Source organism: Ralstonia sp. SA306 (assembly GCF_054792405.1).
Genome location: NZ_CP096451.1, coordinates 1302664 through 1323423, shown reverse-complemented (window position 1 = coordinate 1323423; position 20760 = coordinate 1302664). Strand labels below are relative to the sequence as shown.

General features: G+C 62.2%; 20 protein-coding genes and 2 tRNA genes. 8 read left to right on the top strand and 14 right to left on the bottom strand.

The annotated features are described in order from the left end of the window. The first annotated feature begins 37 nt into the window (after window positions 1-37). The 5 genes from M1D44_RS06430 (at window position 38) to M1D44_RS06410 (ending at window position 2523) form a co-directional block, all read left to right on the top strand. Window positions 38-114 (top strand) — tRNA-Met (locus tag M1D44_RS06430). Window positions 115-142: 28 nt separating this feature from the next. Further along, window positions 143-219 (top strand) — tRNA-Met (locus M1D44_RS06425). Between the two features lie 192 nt (window positions 220-411). Then, window positions 412-999, top strand: coding sequence for an NUDIX hydrolase (locus M1D44_RS06420; protein WP_316853867.1), 588 nt, complete (start codon window positions 412-414; stop codon window positions 997-999). A 26-nt stretch (window positions 1000-1025) separates the two neighbouring features. Further along, window positions 1026-1772 (top strand): leucyl/phenylalanyl-tRNA--protein transferase, encoded by a 747-nt coding sequence (gene aat / locus M1D44_RS06415; RefSeq protein WP_316853866.1) that lies wholly within the window; start codon window positions 1026-1028, stop codon window positions 1770-1772. Beyond that, entirely contained in the window at window positions 1759-2523 is a 765-nt protein-coding gene (locus M1D44_RS06410; protein WP_024975545.1) for an arginyltransferase, read from the top strand. The genes aat and M1D44_RS06410 overlap by 14 nt, the downstream gene beginning before the upstream one ends. A 3-nt stretch (window positions 2524-2526) precedes the next feature. On the opposite strand, the gene M1D44_RS06405 is transcribed toward M1D44_RS06410, so the two are convergent. The 5 genes from M1D44_RS06405 to M1D44_RS06385 form a co-directional block, all read right to left on the bottom strand. Then, complete coding sequence (locus M1D44_RS06405; protein WP_200869023.1) at window positions 2527-2694, bottom strand: hypothetical protein; 168 nt, start codon at window positions 2692-2694, stop codon at window positions 2527-2529. Between the two features lie 14 nt (window positions 2695-2708). Next, window positions 2709-3023: a TM2 domain-containing protein gene (locus M1D44_RS06400; RefSeq protein ID WP_024975544.1), complete on the bottom strand. Its 315-nt coding sequence runs from the start codon at window positions 3021-3023 to the stop codon at window positions 2709-2711. 69 nt (window positions 3024-3092) lie between these two features. Then, complete coding sequence (locus M1D44_RS06395) at window positions 3093-3374, bottom strand: hypothetical protein (RefSeq protein WP_316853865.1); 282 nt, start codon at window positions 3372-3374, stop codon at window positions 3093-3095. Further along, entirely contained in the window at window positions 3371-4780 is a 1410-nt protein-coding gene (locus tag M1D44_RS06390; RefSeq protein ID WP_024975542.1) for a LutB/LldF family L-lactate oxidation iron-sulfur protein, read from the bottom strand. The genes M1D44_RS06395 and M1D44_RS06390 overlap by 4 nt, the downstream gene beginning before the upstream one ends. 36 nt (window positions 4781-4816) lie before the next feature. Further along, window positions 4817-5542: a (Fe-S)-binding protein gene (locus M1D44_RS06385; protein WP_112184704.1), complete on the bottom strand. Its 726-nt coding sequence runs from the start codon at window positions 5540-5542 to the stop codon at window positions 4817-4819. 240 nt (window positions 5543-5782) lie between these two features. Between M1D44_RS06385 and M1D44_RS06380 the strand changes: the two genes are divergently transcribed. Further along, window positions 5783-6580, top strand: a complete 798-nt coding sequence (locus M1D44_RS06380; RefSeq protein ID WP_316853864.1) for an IclR family transcriptional regulator — start codon at window positions 5783-5785, stop codon at window positions 6578-6580. Window positions 6581-6647: 67 nt separating this feature from the next. On the opposite strand, the gene pbpG is transcribed toward M1D44_RS06380, so the two are convergent. The 5 genes from pbpG to M1D44_RS06355 form a co-directional block, all read right to left on the bottom strand. Next, complete coding sequence (pbpG, locus tag M1D44_RS06375) at window positions 6648-7844, bottom strand: D-alanyl-D-alanine endopeptidase (RefSeq protein ID WP_316853863.1); 1197 nt, start codon at window positions 7842-7844, stop codon at window positions 6648-6650. Window positions 7845-8282: 438 nt separating this feature from the next. Then, on the bottom strand, window positions 8283-8990 hold the full coding sequence (locus tag M1D44_RS06370; protein ID WP_112184700.1) for a nitroreductase: 708 nt from the start codon (window positions 8988-8990) through the stop codon (window positions 8283-8285). Window positions 8991-9006: 16 nt separating this feature from the next. After that, complete coding sequence (locus M1D44_RS06365; RefSeq protein ID WP_439004567.1) at window positions 9007-9450, bottom strand: acyl-CoA thioesterase; 444 nt, start codon at window positions 9448-9450, stop codon at window positions 9007-9009. Between the two features lie 58 nt (window positions 9451-9508). Then, window positions 9509-10426 carry a DMT family transporter gene (locus M1D44_RS06360; protein WP_316853861.1) on the bottom strand — a complete coding sequence of 306 codons (918 nt, stop codon included), beginning with the start codon at window positions 10424-10426 and terminating at the stop codon, window positions 9509-9511. After that, the gene (locus tag M1D44_RS06355; protein ID WP_316853860.1) at window positions 10423-11430 is read right to left on the bottom strand and encodes a histone deacetylase family protein; all 1008 of its coding nucleotides are present in this window, start codon (window positions 11428-11430) and stop codon (window positions 10423-10425) included. Before M1D44_RS06355 ends, M1D44_RS06360 begins: the two co-directional genes overlap by 4 nt. A gap of 356 nt (window positions 11431-11786) precedes the next feature. On the opposite strand from M1D44_RS06355, the gene M1D44_RS06350 reads away from it, so the two are divergent. After that, on the top strand, window positions 11787-12368 hold the full coding sequence (locus tag M1D44_RS06350; protein WP_024975535.1) for a phasin family protein: 582 nt from the start codon (window positions 11787-11789) through the stop codon (window positions 12366-12368). Between the two features lie 340 nt (window positions 12369-12708). Further along, the gene (locus tag M1D44_RS06345; protein ID WP_112184693.1) at window positions 12709-13269 is read left to right on the top strand and encodes a hypothetical protein; all 561 of its coding nucleotides are present in this window, start codon (window positions 12709-12711) and stop codon (window positions 13267-13269) included. 108 nt (window positions 13270-13377) lie between these two features. Here M1D44_RS06345 and lpdA read toward each other — a convergent pair whose 3' ends face one another. From lpdA to aceE, 4 genes are all read right to left on the bottom strand, one after another. Continuing rightward, window positions 13378-15159: a dihydrolipoyl dehydrogenase gene (gene lpdA / locus M1D44_RS06340; RefSeq protein WP_024975533.1), complete on the bottom strand. Its 1782-nt coding sequence runs from the start codon at window positions 15157-15159 to the stop codon at window positions 13378-13380. Between the two features lie 58 nt (window positions 15160-15217). Further along, window positions 15218-15790: an Ntn hydrolase family protein gene (locus tag M1D44_RS06335; protein ID WP_024975532.1), complete on the bottom strand. Its 573-nt coding sequence runs from the start codon at window positions 15788-15790 to the stop codon at window positions 15218-15220. Window positions 15791-15895: 105 nt separating this feature from the next. Further along, entirely contained in the window at window positions 15896-17569 is a 1674-nt protein-coding gene (aceF, locus tag M1D44_RS06330) for a dihydrolipoyllysine-residue acetyltransferase (protein ID WP_024975531.1), read from the bottom strand. 152 nt (window positions 17570-17721) lie between these two features. Further along, window positions 17722-20412 carry a pyruvate dehydrogenase (acetyl-transferring), homodimeric type gene (aceE, locus tag M1D44_RS06325; protein WP_112184689.1) on the bottom strand — a complete coding sequence of 897 codons (2691 nt, stop codon included), beginning with the start codon at window positions 20410-20412 and terminating at the stop codon, window positions 17722-17724. Window positions 20413-20760: the final 348 nt, after the last annotated feature.

Here is a 20760-nt window from a genome sequence, read left to right as displayed (position 1 = left end):
GCCGCATAGATATCGCTATAATTTTTTATTCGACGGACGCGGGGTGGAGCAGTCTGGCAGCTCGTCGGGCTCATAACCCGAAGGTCGCAGGTTCAAATCCTGCCCCCGCAACCAGCCAGAAAGTCGAATGCGTTTCTACGGACGCGGGGTGGAGCAGTCTGGCAGCTCGTCGGGCTCATAACCCGAAGGTCGCAGGTTCAAATCCTGCCCCCGCAACCAACCAAAGTAGAACGGCTCGCTCCAAGACCTGAGCCGAATCATGAAGCCCGCACATAGCGGGCTTTTTGCTTTTCTACGTTTCCACGCGCCGTTTTGCATGCAACTCAGTCGATACTCCCGCCCCTCCCTGCGCCGCGCGGGGCCGCATCGCCGCGGTGATACACTGAGATATTCCACCCGCGACGATTCCCCATGAAATTCTGTTCCAACTGCGGCCAGTCAGTCGTCTCGCGCATTCCCGCCGGTGACAACCGACTGCGCGACGTTTGCGACCATTGCAATACGATTCACTATGTGAATCCGCGCAACGTGGTCGGCACCGTGCCCGTTTGGAACGATCAGATTCTCCTGTGCAAGCGCGCCATTGAACCCCGCTACGGCTTTTGGACCTTGCCAGCAGGCTTCATGGAAATCGGGGAGACCACCGCGCAGGCCGCCAACCGGGAAACGCAGGAAGAGGCCGGCGCCAACGTCGAAATCGGCGAGCTGTATTCGGTACTCAACGTGCCGCACGTGCATCAAGTGCACTTGTTCTACCTGGCCAAGCTGAACGATCTGGATTTCGCGCCGGGCGAAGAAAGCCTGGAAGTCGCGCTCTTCAATGAAGCCGACATCCCCTGGGATGATCTGGCCTTCCCGACTGTCATCCACACGCTGCGTTGCTTCTTTGCAGACCGCGCGGCAGGCAAGCTGGCCGACGGCAGCTTCCGCCTCCACACGCTCGACATCTACAAGCCGATGCGCTCGGCTGCGATCAATACGCCGGCCACGACGTCGTAACACCCCCAACTCACGTTGTCCGCATCATGATCACCTGGCTGGATCCGCACGATCCCTTCCCGCCGGTCGATCGCGCGCTCGGGCCAGAGTCCGAAGCGCCGGGGCTGCTGGCCGCCAGCGCAGAGCTATCGCCCCAACGGCTGCTGATTGCGTATCGGCAAGGCATTTTTCCGTGGTATGCCCAGGGCCAGCCAGTGCTGTGGTGGAGCACCGATCCGCGCATGGTGCTGCGCCCCGAAGATTTTCGCGTCTCAACCACGTTTCGCAAGACGCTGCGCCGCGTGCTTGACGACCCAGCTTGGGAAATCCGCATCGACCACGCCTTTCGCGAAACGATGGTCGCGTGTGCCACCACAGCCCGCCCCGGGCAGCACGGCACGTGGATCACCGAAGACGTCATTCAGGCGTATACCGCCCTGCACCGCCGCGGCTATGCGCACAGCGTCGAGACGTGGCACGCCGGGCAACGCGTCGGCGGCCTGTACGGCGTGGCGCTTGGCCGCATGTTCTACGGCGAATCGATGTTCGCGCACCGCACCGATGCCTCGAAAATCGCGCTGGCGGCGCTCTGCGCCTTCCTCGGCGGTCAGGGCGTCGCGATGATAGACTGCCAGCAGGAGACCGAGCATCTGGCTTCGCTGGGCGGTGCCCCGGTGCCGCGCACGGCGTTTCTCGCACATGTGCGGGAAGCGGCCAACGCGCCGGCCATTGTGCCGTGGCACTTCGACAAATCGGTGCTCCGCCGGTGGACCGTACGCAATGAGCAAGCTTAAGGAACTCCCCCTCTCGGCATTGCAGTTCTATGCCACCGCGCCTTACGCATGCAGCTATCTCGATGGCCGCCTGGCGCGCTCGCAGGTCGCCACGCCGGCGCACCTGATCAATGCCGACGTCTATTCAAAGCTCGTGCGCGCCGGCTTCCGGCGTAGCGGCATCTTCACCTACCGCCCGCATTGCGACGACTGCCATGCATGCACCCCGTGCCGCGTCGTCGTTGATCGATATGCGCCGTCGCGGGCGCAACGCCGTGCCGCCGAGCGGCATCAAGGGCTTGAGGCGCTGGTTGCACCGCTTACCTATGTCGAAGAGCACTATCAGCTCTATCTGCTGTACCAGTCGGTCCGTCACGCGGGCGGCGGCATGGACCACGACAGCCGCGATCAATACGAGCAGTTCCTGCTACAGAGCCGGGTGAATTCGCGTTTGGTGGAGTTTCGGGAGCCGCCCGAATCGCCATCGGCGGGCAAGCTGCGCATGGTAAGCATGATCGACGTGCTGGAAGACGGGCTATCGTCGGTCTACACGTTCTACGACCCGATCGAACAGAAGGCGAGTTACGGGACGTACAACGTCCTGTGGCAGATCTCCCAGGCGCAGGCGCTGGACTTGCCCTACGTCTATCTCGGCTACTGGATCGAGCAGAGCCGGAAGATGGCCTATAAGGCGCTGTTCCAACCGCTGGAACTGCTCGTCAATGGCGAGTGGCGACGGTTTGAAGACGTGGCGCCCCCGGCCACGGAATGATGATCAGCGCGACGTGCGCTCGATTCCAACATCGACAACACCGTACGTACTGATGTTGGAACTCTGGCTGTATTGATCGCGCGAAGTCGTACAACCCGCCAGGGCGCCGCCCACGCAAGCCAAACCTGCCGCCCACAATGCGGCGCGCTTCCACCAAATCATTTTGCTCATGAGTTCGACTCCTCTCAGGGCGCAGTCGAAAGCCGCTCGGCGAGCACCGTGTTGTATGCGCGGACCATCCCGGGAATCAGGAACATGTCCACCAGCACCCACAGCCCGCCGATGACGGCAAGCACCCAGCCGGCGGTGTTACCCATGTCACGAAACGCCAACCATGTGCCGCCAATGTTGGCGATGGCCTGCGCGACGCCGCTGCCTGGCCGCTTCAGATAGAAGCGATGCGCCCCCAAAAAACCAAGCAGAAACCACCAGAGATAGGCCACGCCCGAACTCTTCTTCTGGGCGTCGTACAGCATGATTTCGCGAGCGGTCTGATTCATGGCATAGGCTGACACGGGAATAAGCTGTCAGACACTAGCACGCATCCTGCGTTCCATGTCGCCTCTCGATTACATGCTGGCGAGCTTGGCCTCAGCCTTGTCCGTCCACAAACGCATTTCCGCGAGCAACGACGATGGCGAGAACGAGCAGCTTTCCTCGCCAAATGACATCGCCATATCCAGCCGCTGCAGCAAGGAACGCCGCACCTGATCGTACGCCGGCGGCAAGATCGCCAACGGCGCGAGCACTACATCGTCGCGCCACTGCTTGAGTAGGCGCGGCAGGTCGGGCAACTTTGCGTGACGATCGAGCGCGTCGCGCAGCGTTTGGAGGGATTCAGCTGTGGTCATGCTCGGGCCTTCTTTTCACGGTACAGCTCGCGAAACGTTTTGCCCGCGGGGGCCGGCATGTCACGTGTATCGGTCCAACCTTTTCCGACGGGCAGCGAGTGGATCAGCTTCTTGTCACCGCCCATCCAGCGCAGCACGCGTGCTGCAACCCAAGTGCCGGCGGAGTACAACGCCGGTCGCCGTGCTACGAAGCCCCACACGCGCAAGCCAAAGCGCTCCGCTTGCGGGCGCAGTTCGCGCTCCATTTGTTTCTCGCGCAGCGTGCGCAGCAAATCCGACAATGGGATGGACGCAGGGCACACGCGATTGCATTCACCGCACAGCGTGGCCGCTTGCGGAAGGTCCAACGCGTTCGACAGCCCAACGTAGCTAGGCGTCAGCACGCTGCCCATCGGGCCGGGATACACCCAGCCGTACGCATGGCCGCCGATCTTCTGATAGACCGGGCAATGGTTCATGCACGCGCCGCATCGGATACAGCGCAGCATCTCCTGGAATTCGCCGCCAATCAGGCCGCTGCGGCCGCCGTCGACAATGACGAAGTACATATGCTCGGGGCCATCCTTCTCGCCCGGCGCGCGCGGCCCCGTCAACAATGAGAAATAGTTCGAAATCGCCTGCCCTGTGGCCGATCGCGGCAGCAAGCGCATGACGGTCGCCAGATCTTCGAGCGTCGGCAGCACCTTCTCGATGCCGGTCACGGCGACATGCACGCGCGGCATGATCGTGCACATACCCTCGTTGCCCTCATTCGTGACGATCGCAACGGACCCCGTCTCGGCGATGATGAAGTTGCCGCCTGTCACGCCCATGTCGGCGGACAGAAACTGGGGCCGCAGCACTTCGCGCGCCTCGCGCGTCATCTCCGGAATATCTGTCAGGCGCGGCTTGTTGTGCGTCTTGGCGAAGAGATCAGCGATCTCCTCCTTGTCCTTGTGCACCACCGGCGCAATGATGTGCGACGGAGGCTCACTGTCGTTGATCTGCAGGATGTACTCGCCCAGGTCGGTCTCGATGCTCTGCACACCCATCTCGCCGAGCACCTGGTTCAGGCGCATCTCTTCGGTCACCATCGACTTGCTCTTGATGACCTTTTTCACCTCGTGCTTGCGGGCGATTTCTGCAACCAGGCGCGCGGCATCGGCCGTGGTTTCGGCAAACAGCACCTTGGCGCCACGGCGCGTCGCTTCTGCCTCGAACGTGGCGAGCCAGACATCGAGGTTTTCCAGCGCGCGGTTGCGGCGCTCCTTCAGCGCCTCACGCGTGGCCGGAAAATCAATCTCCTGGATGGCCGCCGCGCGTGCGGTGACGAACTTGGTCGAGAGCTTGGTGAGGTTCTGCTGCAGGCGCTTGTCGGCGAGCTTCTGCCCGGCGCGCGCCTTGAATTCCATGCTGCGGACTTGCATGCGATTGCGTCTCCGTCGTGTTCTTGGCGTTGCGATTTACGCGTCGCCGGCAAGGACTTGCGCGATGTGCAGCACGCGCGTGTGCGTGTCGCCCGTACGGCGCAGCCGGCCTTCGATGTTAAGCATGCAGCCTACATCACCGAGCACCACGGCATCGGCGCCGCTGGCCTTGATGTTGGCGCATTTTTCATCCGCGATGGCGGTGGAGATATCACCGTACTTGATCGAGAACGTGCCGCCGAAACCGCAGCACGCTTCGCATGCGGGCATCTCGGTCAACTGCACACCCGGCAGTTTGCCGAGCAGCTCGCGCGGCTGCGCTTTCACGCCCAACTCGCGCAGGCCAGAGCACGAATCGTGGTACGTCACGTGGCCGTGAAATTCGGAATCGAGCGTCTCGACACGCGCCACGTTGACGAGAAAGTCGGTTAACTCATACACACGCGGCGCCAGGCGCTCGTAGCGGCCTGCGAGCTCCGGATCGTCTCGAAAGAGATCGGCGTAGCCCTTGCGGATCATGCCGCCGCACGAGCCAGACGGGATGACAACGTAGTCGAACTGTTCGAATTCCTTGAGCGTCTTCTCCGCCAGATCGCGCGCCAGTGGCCGATCGCCGGAGTTGTAGGCGGGCTGGCCGCAGCAGGTCTGCGCGGGCGGCACAACGACGTCGTAGCCGGCCTTTTCCAGCAGCTTGAGCACCGAAAACCCGATGTCGGGCCGCATCAGATCAATGAGGCAAGTGACGAACAAACCTACGCGCATGGGAGTCTCTTGTGTTCTGCGGGAAGCTGCCATTATGCGCCCGCTGCCCTGTCCGGCGCGGCCCTCAAGGCACAGAACTTCTTCATGTCAGCGGTGAGTGCGCTTCACGAGGCCCTACCAAGCACAGCCGGTGACCGACTGAGAAAGCCCTCGAAAATACCCGGAATCATGCGTCGGGATGGTGCGAATTTTCACATTGTGGGATAGAATTTTGCATCGCATCCGCAACCCACTGCACCCATGGCAGAAGCAGATAAGGACCCCGGCAAGACGTCCATCCAGGTCATCGAACGCATGATGATGCTGCTCGACGCGCTTGCCGATCACGCCGATCCGGTCAGCCTGAAATCGCTGTCCGCCAGCACCGGCCTGCACCCCTCCACCGCGCACCGCATCCTGAACGACATGGTGGCTTGCCGCTTCGTCGACCGCTCCGACCCGGGCAGTTACCGTCTCGGCATGCGTTTGCTGGAACTCGGCAACCTCGTCAAGGCACGCCTCTCGGTGCGTGAAGCGGCCCTCGCGCCGATGCGCGCCTTGCATCGCCTGACCGGCCAAACCGTCAACCTCTCGGTGCGCCAGGGCGATGAGATCGTCTACATCGAGCGAGCATATTCCGAGCGATCAGGCATGCAAGTGGTACGCGCTATCGGTGGCCGCGCGCCGCTGCACCTGACTTCGGTCGGTAAGCTGTTCCTGGCCGCAGACGAACTCGGCCGTGTCCGGGCCTATGCCACGCGTACCGGTTTGTCTGGTCACACTCGCACCTCGATCACGGACTTGCCCAAGCTCGAACGCGAACTCAACTGGGTCCGCACCAACGGCTACGCGCGCGACAACGAAGAACTGGAACTCGGCGTGCGCTGTATCGCTGCCGGCATCTATGACGATTCGCGGCGGCTGGTAGCAGGCTTGTCGCTGTCTGCACCAGCAGACCGCTTGCAGGACAGCTGGCTCGACAACCTCAAGGACACCGCGTTGCAGATCTCAAAGGGCATGGGCTACACGTACGAAGAGGACGCCGTGCGCGCAGAGTGAGCCGCCGGTTTTGCCCAACAAAAAAGCGCGTCATCGAACGCGCTTTTTTGTTGGGTGGCGCGGTGACTCAAGCGCCGTGCTGCTCCGACGCCAGCACGGTTGCCGGCTGCGTCGACACAGGTACATTCCGCAACGGTGCAGCGGCTTGCGTGGCCGGCTCAATGTGCGGATTGCGCTCCAGCCAATTGCGCACGCGTGTGGCGTCCGCAAAGCGCGTGAGATTGCCGGCCGAATCCAGGAACACCATCACGACGTTGCGGCCGTGCACGTTGGCCTGCATCACGAGGCAGCGGCCCGCTTCGTTGATGAAACCGGTCTTCTGCAGACCGATATCCCATTCACCGCCACGCACCAGACGGTTGGTGTTGACGTAGTGCAGCGTGCGGCCGTTGGCGTTGACCGTATGTTCAGGCGTGGTCGTGAATTGGCGAATGGTCGGCACCTTGTAGGCAGCCATCACGATCTTGGCCAGATCCTGTGCGCTCGACACGTTGCTGCTCGACAGGCCGTTCGAATCGACATAGTGCGTGTCGTTCATGCCCAGCTCGTGCGCCTTGCGGTTCATGGCAGCAACGAATGCCGGACGACCACCCGGATAGTTACGGCCCAGCGCTGAGGCTGCGCGGTTTTCCGACGACATCAGCGCCAGCAGCAGCAGATCTTCACGCGTGAGCATCGTGCCGAAGCGCAGACGCGAGCCCGTGTTGCGCTCGTAGTCGCGATCTTCATCGGTGATCTCAAGCAGCTCGTCCATCGGCTGATGAGCGTCGGTCACGACCAGCGCGGTCATCAGCTTGGTGATCGAGGCAATCGGCAGCACAGCCGACGAATTCTTCTGGAACAGCACTTCGCCGTTGTTCTGGTCCATCACCAGCGCGACGGAGGAGCGCAGCGCCAACGCGTCGGGCGTCGAACGCAGACCCATCGCTTCGCCAAGCGTCGGGGATGCCGGCACGAAGGCTGCGCGCACCGGACGAGCACCGCGCTCGACCATGAGCACACGGCGCTTGCCTTTGACGGTGACGACCTTGCGGACTTTGCTGGACGCGACGTCATCGCTGCTCGCAGCCGCGACTTTGGCGCTGGCCTTGCGATTGACGACGGTCTTGCCCTTGGATTTGACTTTGGCTTTTTTGCTGGCGGCGGGCTTTTTGTCGGTCGTGGCGGCATTGGCCACGGTAGCGACGGAAACGGCAGCGAGCGCGACGGTCATCAGCGAAACAAAGCCGAGACGTCGAAAAAATGAGGAAACAGACCGTGACATGGTTCGATCACCCGCGCGTGAGATGGCGCAAGTGTAGGCAAAAACAAAATTCTTAGCAAGATGAAGGACTTAGCTCACGGCCTTAAAGTTTGACCTCTGGAGCCTTATCATTCGGTCATCATTTCGACGCAATTATCTGCTGGGGCAGTGTTCCAATCGCGAAGAAAGTTGCGAGAACTGCACATAACGTGCAGCGCGGAATCAGCGGCGGAGGCTGAGGGTACCTCGTGAATTCCGTCGCACATGCCGACAATCACGGTTTACAACCAGCTCCAACACTTCCTCACAACACGCGCACGTCGCACGCGGAGTCGCAGATCAAAGTCTAACGATGGATCGGTCGTATCTGTTGACATAATTCGACGACTTTTCACCGCCAATTCTCGCTTTGCACGAAGATGTGCGCTGTAGCGTGTAGGCGGCGGCGCGATGACGACGTCAGTCGAGGAAGCGAGTGAAGTCGGAGACAGGTGTGCGCTCAGTGATGAGCGTGTTCTCGATTGCAGCGGGGTTCGCATAACCCATCGACATGCCGCAGACGACCATCTCATCATCGGTCAGCGCGAGATGCTCGGCGATGATCCGATGGAACTGCGTGAAAGCGGCCTGTGGACACGTGTCGATGCCACGAGCACGCGCCCCCACCATCACGGCTTCCAGAAACATGCCGTAATCGAGCCAACTGCCCTGCTCCATCACACGGTCAATCGTGAAGATGATTCCGACCGGCGCATCGAAGAAGCGGAAGTTGCGCGCGTGCTGCGCGTGCATGCGCTCCTTGTCGGCGCGCTCGATGCCGAGCAAGCCATAGAGATCCCAACCAACCTTGCGGCGCCGGCTCTGATACGGATCAATCCACGTGCGCGGGTAGTACGGATACTCCTCGCGATGCAGCGTGTCGACCTCCGGGTGGTCGTACGCCGCCAACACAGATTCGGACAAGCGCGTCTTCGATTCGCCCGTGAGCACATAGACTTTCCACGGCTGCGTATTGCTGCCTGACGGCGCACGGCGTGCCACATCCAGGATCGCTTCAATGTCTTCGCGGGCAACGGGCGTCGGCAAGAACGCGCGAACAGACCGGCGCGAAGTGATTGCCTGATCGACAAGTTCGACTTCTGCGAAGGTGGGGCGTCGGTCGGTCATGGCGATGCGCAAGAATTCAAGCGGTGATATTGGACGCAAGCGGTTCGAGCACGGCACGCAGCGCATCGGGCAGCGGCACCGGCCGACGCGTTTCGCGGTCGACATAGACGTGCACGAAATGGCCCTGCGCTGCGGCCTCTTGCGCGTCGCCGCGGAAGAGGCCCACTTCATAGCGCACGCTCGTGTTGCCCAGGCGCGCAACGCGCAGCCCTGCCACAACCGGGTCGGGAAACGACAGCGGCGCGAAGTAATTGCACTGCGTCTCGATGACGAGGCCGATGGTGTCGCTATGCTCCAGATCCAGCACGCCCTGCTGGATCAGGTAGGCGTTCACCACGGTGTCGAAGTAGCTGTAATAGACGACGTTGTTGACGTGGCCGTAGACGTCGTTGTCCATCCAGCGCGTGGTGATGGTGTGGAAGTGGCGGTAGTCGTCGCGCGTCTGGCGTGGCGTACTCATGGGCAGCGGGCAGGTGACGGTGGAAAGTGATCAGGATACGCCAGCCGCTAAACCTCGGTCACTTACGGATGACGAGCGCCACACCACACGCGGCAATCACCATGCCCAACGCGGCGAGCGGCGGAAATCGCTCGCCTAAAAGCGCCCAGGCCATCACGGCGGTCGTCGGCGGTGTGAGATACAGGAGCGACGTCACCTTGGTGGCCGCGCCTTTGCGGATCAGCACAAACAGCAGCGAGATTGCGCCGATCGACAGCGCCAGTACCGACCACACCAGCGAGCCGATCATCGGCAGCGTCCAATGCACCTCGCGCGTCTCAAACAAAAACATGAACGGCAGACACAGCAGCGCCGATGCCCCGAACTGGATGCACGCGCCCATCCGCAGGTCGAACACCGGGCAATGGCGCTTTTGATACAGCGTGCCGACGGTGATCGACAGCAACGCGCCCACGCAAAGCGCAAGCGTCGTCACACCGACGCCCGCCAGATGCAGCTTATTGGCCACCACTAGGCCCACGCCTGCGATGCCGCACAGCAGCCCCATCCATTGGCGACCCGACACACGCTCCCCTCGCATCGAGACGTACAGCGCGGTCAGAATCGGCTGCATGCCGACGATCAGCGCAGTCATGCCTGCCGGCATGCCCAGCTTGACCGCAGCCCAGACGCCCGCCAGGTAACCCCATTGCATCAGCAAGCCGGCCACCGCGATATGGCCGACTGTCGCCCAATCGGTTTCGCCCGTGCCGGCGCGGCGCGGCAACGGCACGCGCGCCAGCCATACCAGCGGCAGCAGGCACACCAGCACGCCTACGAAGCGGAAAAACAGAAACGTGATCGGTTCGGCGTACGGCATCCCGTACTTGGCCACGATAAAGCCCGTGCTCCAGATCAGCACGAACAGCCACGGCATGGCAACGACAAACAGAGAGCCGCGCGCTGAGGCTGGCGCGACAGAAGACGCTTGGGTCATGCGGAAAGCGGAAGAGAGTTCGATGCGGCGGCAGCCTCGTCGCGAGCCGCCCAACGCAGTGCGTGCCGGGCAGCCAACGCGATGGTCTGCGCATGGACGGCCACGGTATCGTCGATATTGTTGCCGTAGCCGCCCGCCATGGTAACGGCAATCGGTATGCGCCGTTGATAGGCGAAGTCGAAGACTTCCTGATCGCGCCGGGCCAGCCCCTCCAGGGTCAATTTGAGCCGGCCAAGACGGTCGCCCTCATGCGGATCCGCGCCGGCCAGATAGATGATCAACTGCGGCCTGAAGCGCCCGGCCAGGATATCGAGTGCGCCGGTCAGCGCATGTAGATAGTCCTCGTCGCCGCAGCCATCGTGCAGGCCGATGTCCAGATCCGACGCTTCCTTCCGGAACGGGTAGTTCTTCTCGCCGTGCAGCGACAAGGTGAAAACGGTGGCGTCATCGCGCAGGATCGACGCCGTGCCGTTGCCCTGATGTACGTCCAGATCAATGATGGCGACCGGAAAATCCGCCGGCGACCTGCCTGATTGGCGCTGCATCCAGCGCGAGGCGATGGCTGCGTCATTAAATACACAGAAGCCACCGCCCTTGTCCGCATAGGCATGGTGCGTCCCACCCGCCAGGTTGACGGCAATCCCATCCGCCAACGCGGCTTCACTTGCGGCCATCGTCGCGCCGGCAGAACGGCGACTGCGCTCCACCATTTCCGGCGACCAAGGAAACCCGATCTCGCGCTGGCGCGCCGGGTCAAGCCGACCGGCGCTTACCGCTTCCACATATTCAGACGTGTGCGCCAGCAGCAATGCGTCGTCCTCGGCGCGCGGCGCCTCATGCATGGACAGCCCCGGCACGTCGGCTAAAACCCGTGCCCGCAGATCGCTGTACTTGCGCATGGGAAACCGGTGGCCCGGCGGCAACGGCAAGACAAAGTGGTCGGTGTAGAACGCCCGCATGTGAATCAGAAATCGCAACGCAACAAAAATGGCACTCGGGCGCATCCTAACCTACGCTGCACTCGTATGTTTTTTGAGACGGAATTACCGCCGGAACTGGTCAAATGCATTTCACCTGCACCACGAACGCGCATTTTTCTGCCACAAAAAATTACGCCAAACGGTTGGTCGCGCAATTCCTGTGCACGAAAAATCAACGAATTCTGATTTTTGTGCGATGCACAAAGGACGCTTGACACTGGTTTGGCATTCAACAACAATGAAATTGTTGCGATGCACCATCCCTAATTCATCGCGATGTCGCCTGGAAGGCCCGACGCTGACCGTCATGCTTTGTACATCTGGGCGATCTAAATTTTCATTTTGATTCCCCGACCCACCTTTGTATTTGGAGAGACAACATGCTGACTCAGGAACAGATCGCTGCGGCGCACAAGGCCAACCTGGAAACCTTCTTCGGCCTGACCAACAAGGCATTTGAAGGCGTCGAAAAGCTGGTCGAGCTGAACCTGCAAGTCGTCAAGGCCACCCTGGCCGAGAACGTCGAACACGCCAAGAAGGCGCTCACCGCCAAGGACGCGCAAGAGTTGCTGTCGGTGCAAACCGCCGCCGTGCAGCCCCTGGCTGAAAAGGTTCTGGCTTACAGCCGCCACCTGTACGAAATCGCTTCGGACACGCAAACCGAATTCAGCAAGGCTGCTGAAGTGCAGATCGCTGAAAACAGCCGCAAGCTGCAAGCGCTGGTCGACAACGTGTCGAAGAACGCTCCGGCCGGTTCGGAATCGGCAGTTGCCCTGGTGAAGTCGGCTCTGTCGGCTGCCAACAACGCCTACGACTCGGTGCAGAAGGCTACCAAGCAAGCTGTGGAACTGGCTGAAAGCAACTTCCACGCTGCTGCCAACGCTGCCAGCAAGGCAACTGCCCAAGCTTCGGCCCAAGCGCGCGCTGCTACCGGCAAGAAGTCGGCAACGACCGCCGCCTAAGCGCTAAGCTGCTGCAGTTACCTGCTTGCTCAAGCGGGCCTCCTCCGGGAGGCCCGTTTTGTTTTGGCCGTCGAGCCGCTCTTCCAAACGCGTCGTTTGCGCGCATTTGCGCGGAACCGAAACGCGCGCCCCGCAGTCCATCCCACCGTGTTCGTTAGATTGTCTCCTCGGTCCCGCTACCGAAACCTGTCCTCAGTGGTGATCAGTGGGTACCTTTAGCCCGGCTTCGGCCGGGTTTTTTGTGTGCGCGGGAAACGTCTCGCCCTTCAAATTGCGAACTTTTACACGCAGCCGACGCTCCATCCTGTATTGCGGCCCGCCGCCCCCCCCTTCCTTCCCAATGTCTCGCGAATCCCTGGCCAAGCGAAGTCTGATCGTCGTGGCTGCGCTTATCCTGCTGTTAGAAGAGTGGATCTGGAACGTCATGCAGCGGGCAACCGCCCGTCTGGCGGCGCATCCGTGGGTCCAAGCGGCGGAGCGGAAGTTGGCGCAGCTGGAGCCCATCGAAGCCCTCTGCGCCTTTGCCCTGCCAATGCTCGCATTGTTGCCGTTCAAGCTGGCGGCCGTCTACGTGCTGGCGCGAGGCCATCTCATTGCCGGCGCTATGGTTCTGGTCGCAGCGAAAATCGTCAGTACGGGGCTGGGCGTGCGCATCTATTCCGCCGTGCGCCCACAGTTGCACACGATCGCCTGGTATGCCCGCTGGGAATCTGCGTTCCTGGCTTGGAAGCAGCGCATGGTTGCCGTTCTGCAGGCAACGCCGACTTGGCAAGCCCTGCAGGTACGAATTGCCGTCTGGCGCGCCCGTCGACATGGGTTGATACAACAGATATGGCGCCGCCTGATCGCAGCGGTGCGCCTGCTACGTCGGCATCGGCGTCCGACTGAGCCTCGGCACTGACCAGCCGCCACATCGCCCCCCAAAAAAAAGGCCACCCAATCGAGTGGCCCTTCCTTTTTGCCAGCCAGATTTCAGAGTGTGTTCTAAAATCTGGCGGTTAATTGCAGTTCAACGCTTGCGAGCCGGCGGCACGTCCGTGCAAACGCCTTCGTAGATTTCTGCAGCCATACCCACCGACTCACCGAGCGTCGGATGCGGGTGAATGGTCTTACCGATATCCACGGCGTCCGCGCCCATCTCGATGGCCAGGCAAACCTCGCCGATGAGGTCGCCTGCGTGCGTGCCGACGATACCGCCGCCAATGATGCGGTGCGTTTCTTCGTCGAAGATGAGCTTGGTGAAGCCCTCGTCGCGGCCGTTGGCAATTGCGCGGCCCGATGCAGCCCAGGGGAACACGCCCTTGCCGTACTTGATGCCCTGCGCCTTGCACTGGTCTTCGGTCAGGCCTGCCCAGGCCACTTCCGGATCGGTATAGGCGACCGACGGAATCTGCTTGGCGTCGAAATACGCCTTCTCGCCGTGCGCAGCTTCGGCCGCCACGTGGCCTTCGTGCACGGCCTTGTGTGCCAGCATCGGCTGACCCACGATGTCGCCGATCGCGAAGATGTGCGGCACATTCGTGCGCTGCTGCTTATCCACGTCGATGAAGCCGCGGTCAGTCACGGCCACGCCGGCCTTTTCCGCGCCGATGCGTTTGCCGTTCGGAGCGCGGCCCACGGCCACCAGCACCGTGTCATAGCGTTGCGGCTCGGCCGGTGCAGCTTCGCCTTCGAACTTGACGTAGATGCCGTCCGGCTTGGCCTCCACCCCGACCGTCTTGGTCTTGAGCATGACCTTGTCGAAGCGGCTCTTGTTCATTTTGTCCCACACCTTGACGAGGTCGCGGTCAGCGCCTTGCATCAGGCCGTCGAGCATTTCCACCACGTCGATGCGGGCGCCCAGCGTGCTGTACACCGTGGCCATTTCCAAGCCGATGATGCCGCCACCGATGACCAGCATCTTGGCCGGCACTTCGCGCAGCTCCAGCGCGCCTGTCGAATCGACGATGCGCGGATCTTGCGGAATGAACGGCAGCTTCACGGCCTCGCTACCCGCAGCGATGATCGCTTTGGCGAAGCGGATGACCTTCTTCTCGCCGGTCGTTTCCTTGCCGTCGCCGCTCGTCAGTTGCACTTCGAGGTGGTTCGGATCGAGGAACGCGCCGACGCCGCGCACGACCTGCACCTTGCGTGCCTTGGCCATACCGGCCAGCCCGCCGGTCAGCTTGCCGATGACGGATTCCTTGTGCTTGCGCAGTTGGTTGATATCAACCGTGGGCTCGCTGTAGACAATGCCGTGCGCGGCCATCGCCTTCACTTCATCCATTACGGCGGCCGTGTGCAGCAGCGCCTTGGACGGGATGCAGCCCACGTTCAGGCAAACGCCGCCCAACGTGGAGAAACGCTCGACCAGCACGGTGTTCATGCCCAGATCGGCGCTGCGGAAAGCTGCCGAGTAACCGCCCGGCCCGGAGCCGAGGACGAGCATGTCGCATTCGATGTCGGCACTGCCGGCGTGTTTGGCCGCTTGTGGTGCGGGGGCCGACGCTGCCGGTGCGGCAGCAGGCGTTGAGACCGGAGCCGGTGCTTGAGCAGGCGCCGGAGCAGCAGCCGCGCCAGCTTCCGCCGTCGCGATCACCGTGCCCTTGCTGACCTTGTCGCCCACCTTGACCTTCACGTCGACGATCTTGCCGGCCACGTCCGACGGCACTTCCATGCTGGCCTTGTCGGATTCCAGCACGATCAGCGACTGCTCGGGCGCCACGGTATCGCCCGCCTTGATCAGCACTTCGATGACTTCCACTGCATCGAAATCGCCGATATCCGGCACCTTGATTTCCACCACGCTCATTCCTGACTCCTTGTTCTTGTCGTCGGCACCCGGCATCGCCCGGGCCCGCTGACGCTTTTCAATCCTGCAGACGGACTGTGTGCACTTCGATCGGGCCACCCGAACTCTTGTCGAACTCCACACCTGCGGACACGCCCACCTGTGCAACGTCCGCCGCCGACTTGCCCGGCATATCGAACACCGCCGACATGGCCCCCAGCGCAAAGTTGCGCCCCGAACCGATGCCCCAGAAGCGGTCGAACGCAAACACTTCGCGGTACGAATAGACGCCGTAGATGCCGGTTGCGTTGGCGATCAGGCAGGTGATCTGTGACGACTCGTAGGGGTCGTCGTCGTCTTCCTTGGTGTTGACGAAATACTCGTCCTTGAGCTTTTCATGCACCTTGAGGAAGGTTCGGAAGACGTCGTCACGCGTGCCGAGGCGGCACTCATCTGCCAGACCCGCCAGTAGGCTCCGCATGACCGGGAAGTGGGCCGTCGTACCCGCCAACGCGATCAGCGAATCGCCCACCGGGAAGATCTTCTGGTTCTGCTCGTAGCCGCGCGCCAGGCGCGTATCGCCGAACGTCACCAGTGAATCGGCCGCAATCGCCACTTCGCCGTCTTTCTTGACCACCACGCACGTCGTCATGTCGTCCTCGCCATCAGTCCACTGACCAGTCCGCCGACCGCTGCAAACCCAGCCGGGCCGGCACGCACAGGCCCGAAGCCAGATGCGTGCCGGGCCCGTACGGGCTTACAGGCTGACGCGGCGGAAATCCGCCAGCACGCTGGCCAGATACGCGTTGAAGCGCGCTGCCTCCGCGCCGTCGATCACGCGGTGATCGTACGACAGCGACAGCGGCAGCGTCAGGCGCGGCACGAACTGCTTGCCGTCCCAAACGGGCTTCTGATAACCACGCGACAGGCCAAGGATGGCCACTTCCGGTGCGTTGATGATGGGCGTGAAGTTCGTGCCGCCAATACCCCCCAGCGACGAGATCGAGAAGCAGCCGCCCTGCATCTGGTCCGGCTTGAGCTTGCCTTCGCGGGCCGCCTTCGACAGGTCAGCCATTTCGCGGGCGATGTCGATCAGGCCCTTCTTGTCCGCATCGCGGATCACCGGCACCATCAGCCCGTTGGGCGTATCGGCAGCAAAGCCGATGTGGAAGTACTGCTTGAAGACCAGGTTGTCGCCGTCCAGGCTCGCGTTGAAGGTCGGGAATTTCTTGAGCGCACCCACGACCGCCTTGATCACGAACGCCAGCATCGTGAACTTCACGCCGGCCTTTTCGTGGTCCTTGTTCATCTGCACGCGGAAGGCTTCCAGCTCGGTGATGTCCGCTTCGTCGTTGTTGGTGACGTGCGGAATCATGACCCAGTTGCGGTGCAGGTTCGCGCCCGAAATCTTTTTGATGCGCGACAGCGGCTTCGGATCGACCGGACCGAACTTGGTGAAGTCGACCTTCGGCCACGGCAGCAGGTTCAGCTCGCCTCCGCCGGCCGGTGCACCCGCAGCAGCCTTGCCCGGTGCCGCGGCCTGGCCGCTCATCACACCCTTGACGTAGCGCTGCACGTCTTCCTGCGTGATGCGATTCTTCGGACCCGTGCCGCCGACGAGACTCACATTGACGCCCAGCTCACGCGCGTACTTGCGCACCGAGGGGCTGGCGTGGGCCGCCTTGCCGACCGTACCGACGGTGTCGGCGGTGTACGTAGCGGGCGCTGCGGCCGGAGCAGATGCGGGCGCAGCCGCTGGGGCCGGGCTCGGTGCAGCGGCCACCGGTGCGGGTGCCGGAGCTTGTGCAGGAGCCGGAGCAGCGGCGGCACCGCCCGCGCCTTCCAGCACGACGATCAGCGTGCCTTGCGACACGGCATCGCCCACCTTCACGCGGATTTCCTTGACAGTACCTGCGGCCGGCGACGGCACATCCATCGTCGCCTTGTCCGATTCGAGCGTGATCAGCGACTGCTCGGCTTCCACCTTGTCGCCCACCTTCACGCTGATCTCGATGACCGGCACGTCGGTGTAGTCGCCGATGTCCGGCACTTTCACCTCAACCGTACCGCCACCCACAGCAGCGGGCGCGGAGGCCGGTGCTTGTGCGGCAGGTGCGGGCGCCGACGCAGCAGCGGCCGGAGCCGGTGCCGGTGCGGCTTGGGGCGCCGGGGCCGGCGCGGCAGCAGCGCCCTGCTCTTCGAGCAGCAGCACCAGCGAGCCTTCCGACACAGTGTCGCCCACCTTGATCTTCACCTCCTTGACGACGCCGCTCTTGGGCGAGGGCACGTCCATCGTCGCCTTGTCCGACTCCAGCGTGACCAGCGAATCCTCGGCGTTGACGGTATCGCCCGCCTTGACCAGCACTTCGATCACCGGGACGTCTTTGTAGTCGCCGATGTCCGGCACCTTGATTTCTACGACTTGACTCATTCTTCTGTCTCCAGAGGGTCTGGCGGCGAGAGCATCCGGCGGCGGACACGCGTTGCCCCGCAGGCTACCGCATCGTGCAGGCAAATGCACGTTGCGGGAAGTCTGTCGGGGCGGTGCCCGGCCGGACGCAACCCGCGCGCCCGGCGGCTCCGTTATACGGTCATCGGGTTGGGCTTGTTCGGATCGAGGTTGTACTTCTTCAGTGCCTCGGCCACCTTTTCGCGCGGCAGCACGCCTTCGTCGGCGAGCGCCTTGAGCGACGCGACCGTCACCCAGTAGCGGTCCACCTCGAAGAAGTGACGCAGCTTCTCGCGGGTATCCGAGCGGCCGAAGCCGTCGGTGCCCAGCACCACGTAGCGACGCGGCACAAAGGCGCGAATCTGCTCGGCGAAGGTACGAACGTAGTCGGTCGATGCGATGACCGGACCGCGTGCGTTCTTGAGCAGCTTCTCGACGTGCGACTCGCGTTGCGGCTCGGTCGGGTTGAGCAGGTTCCAGCGTGCGATGGCGTTACCTTCACGCGCCAACTGGGTGAAGCTCGGGCAACCCCACAGATCGGACTCAACACCCCAGTCCTTCTTGAGCAGCTCGGCTGCGGCAATCACTTCCCGGAAGATCGTGCCCGAGCCCAGCAGTTGCACACGCGGTGCGTTGCTGTTCTCGACGCCCTTCTTGAACTGGTACATGCCCTTGATGATGTCGGCCTCGACACCCGCCGGCATTTCCGGGTGCTCGTAGTTTTCGTTCATCACCGTCAGGTAGTAATAGACGTCTTCCTGCTCGACATACATGCGGCGCAGGCCGTCTTGCATCACCACCGCCAGTTCGTACTGGAAGGTCGGGTCATACGAAATGCAGTTCGGGATGGCAGCGTGGTACACGTGCGAGTGGCCGTCTTCGTGCTGCAGGCCTTCGCCGTTCAGCGTGGTACGGCCAGCGGTGCCGCCCAGCAGGAAGCCGCGCGAGCGCATGTCGCCGGCGGCCCAGCAGAGGTCGCCGATACGCTGGATGCCGAACATCGAGTAGTAGATGTAGAACGGGATCATCGCCACGCCATGCGTCGAATACGACGTGGCGGCAGCAATCCAGTCGCACATGGCGCCGGCTTCGTTGATGCCTTCCTGCAGCACCTGACCCGTCTGCGATTCCTTGTAGAACATCAGTTGGTCATGATCCTGCGGCACGTACTTCTGGCCTTCCTGGTTCCAGATACCAATCTGGCGGAACAGACCTTCCATGCCGAACGTGCGCGACTCATCGGGCACGATGGGCACGACGTGCTTACCGACGTTCTTGTCCTTCAGCAGGATGTTCAAAATGCGCACGAAGGCCATCGTCGTGGACACTTCGCGGCCTTCACCGGTGGCCTTGAGCAGCGCGTCGAACGCGGCCAGCGCCGGAATCTGCAGCGCGTCGGCCTTCTGACGACGGGCCGGCAGGTAGCCACCCAGGTCCATGCGGGCCTTGCGCATGTATTCGAGTTCCTTCGAGCCTTCTTCGAACTTGACGTACGGGACGTGCTCGAGTTGGTCGTCGGCAACCGGAATGTTGAAGCGATCGCGCAGCTTGCGGATGGCGTCCACCGGCATTTTCTTCTGCTGGTGGGCGATGTTCATCGCTTCGCCGGCTTCGCCCATGCCATAGCCCTTGATGGTCTTGGCGAGAATGACGGTCGGCTGGCCCTTGTGGTTGCTCGCCGATTGGAACGCCGCGTAGATCTTGTGCGGATCATGGCCGCCGCGGTTCAGCGCCCAGATGTCGTCGTCGGACCAGTCGGCCACCATGGCCTTCAGTTCCGGCGTGTTGAAGAAGAACTCGCGCACATAAGCGCCGCTCTTCGACTTGAAGGTCTGATATTCGCCGTCGACGCATTCCATCATGCGGCTCATCAGCAGGCCCTTCGTGTCGCGGGCGAGCAGTTGGTCCCAGCGGCTGCCCCAGATGACCTTGATGACGTTCCAGCCAGCGCCGCGGAATTCCGATTCCAGCTCTTGAATGATCTTGCCGTTGCCGCGCACGGGACCGTCAAGGCGCTGCAGGTTGCAGTTGATCACGAAGACAAGGTTGTCCAGCTTTTCACGGCCGGCCATGCCGATCGCGCCCAGCGATTCCGGCTCGTCGGTTTCGCCATCGCCCAGGAACGCCCAGACCTTGCGGTTTTCCCAGTTCTGGATCAGGCCGCGGCTGGCCAGGTACTTGGTGAAGCGCGCCTGGTAGATCGCCATGATCGGGCCCAGGCCCATCGACACGGTCGGGAACTGCCAGAAATCCGGCATCAGCCACGGGTGCGGGTACGACGAGATGCCCTTGCCGTCCACTTCCTGGCGGAAGCTGTCGAGTTGCTCCTCGCTCAGACGGCCCAGCAGGAAAGCGCGCGAGTACACGCCCGGCGCCGAGTGGCCCTGCACGAAGACCATGTCGCCGCCGTGCTTGTCCGACGGGGCGTGCCAGAAATGGTTGTAGCCGACGTCATACAGCGTGGCCGCCGAAGCGAACGACGAGATGTGGCCGCCGACGTTGGTGTCCTTGTTCGCGCGCAGCACCATCGCCATGGCGTTCCAGCGCGTATACGAGCGGATGCGGTGCTCGATTTCCTGGTTGCCGGGAATGCGGTCCTGATTCTCGACCGGGATCGTATTGATATAGGGGGTTTCTGCGTGCAGCGGAGACGTCACGCCGTTAATGCGTGCGTATTCGATCTGCTTGTCAAGGAGGAACGCCGCGCGTTGCGGGCCTTCCGCGCCGATGACGCCTTGCAGCGCCTCCAGCCATTCCTTGGTTTCCTGGGGATCAACGTCGCTGGCGCTCGTGGCACCCAGGACTTGTTCTGGTACGGCCGACATGGCGGTCTCCTTGGTAGCAGTAACGATAGTTGCGTCTCTTGTGAGGTGCCCACTGGCTACGCGCGTTTGCACACACGCAAGGGGCCACCCCGACTTTTGCGCTGATTCTATGGGCACCCGCAAACGCAGCACAAGCGGAATTTTCAAATTGCGATATGGTTTTTTATAATGTGGAATATTGCCGCAACGCAAAACAAATCACTTTTGACATTGCGGTGCAGCATTTTCCGAGCGAACAAGACAGCTCACCAATCGGTTTCCCCAAGCGACCCGCAAGTTGATTGCCGTTACACTTGGTTTTGCGCAGTTGCACAGATGCCCACACCTTTACCTCCGCAGAATTCCGGC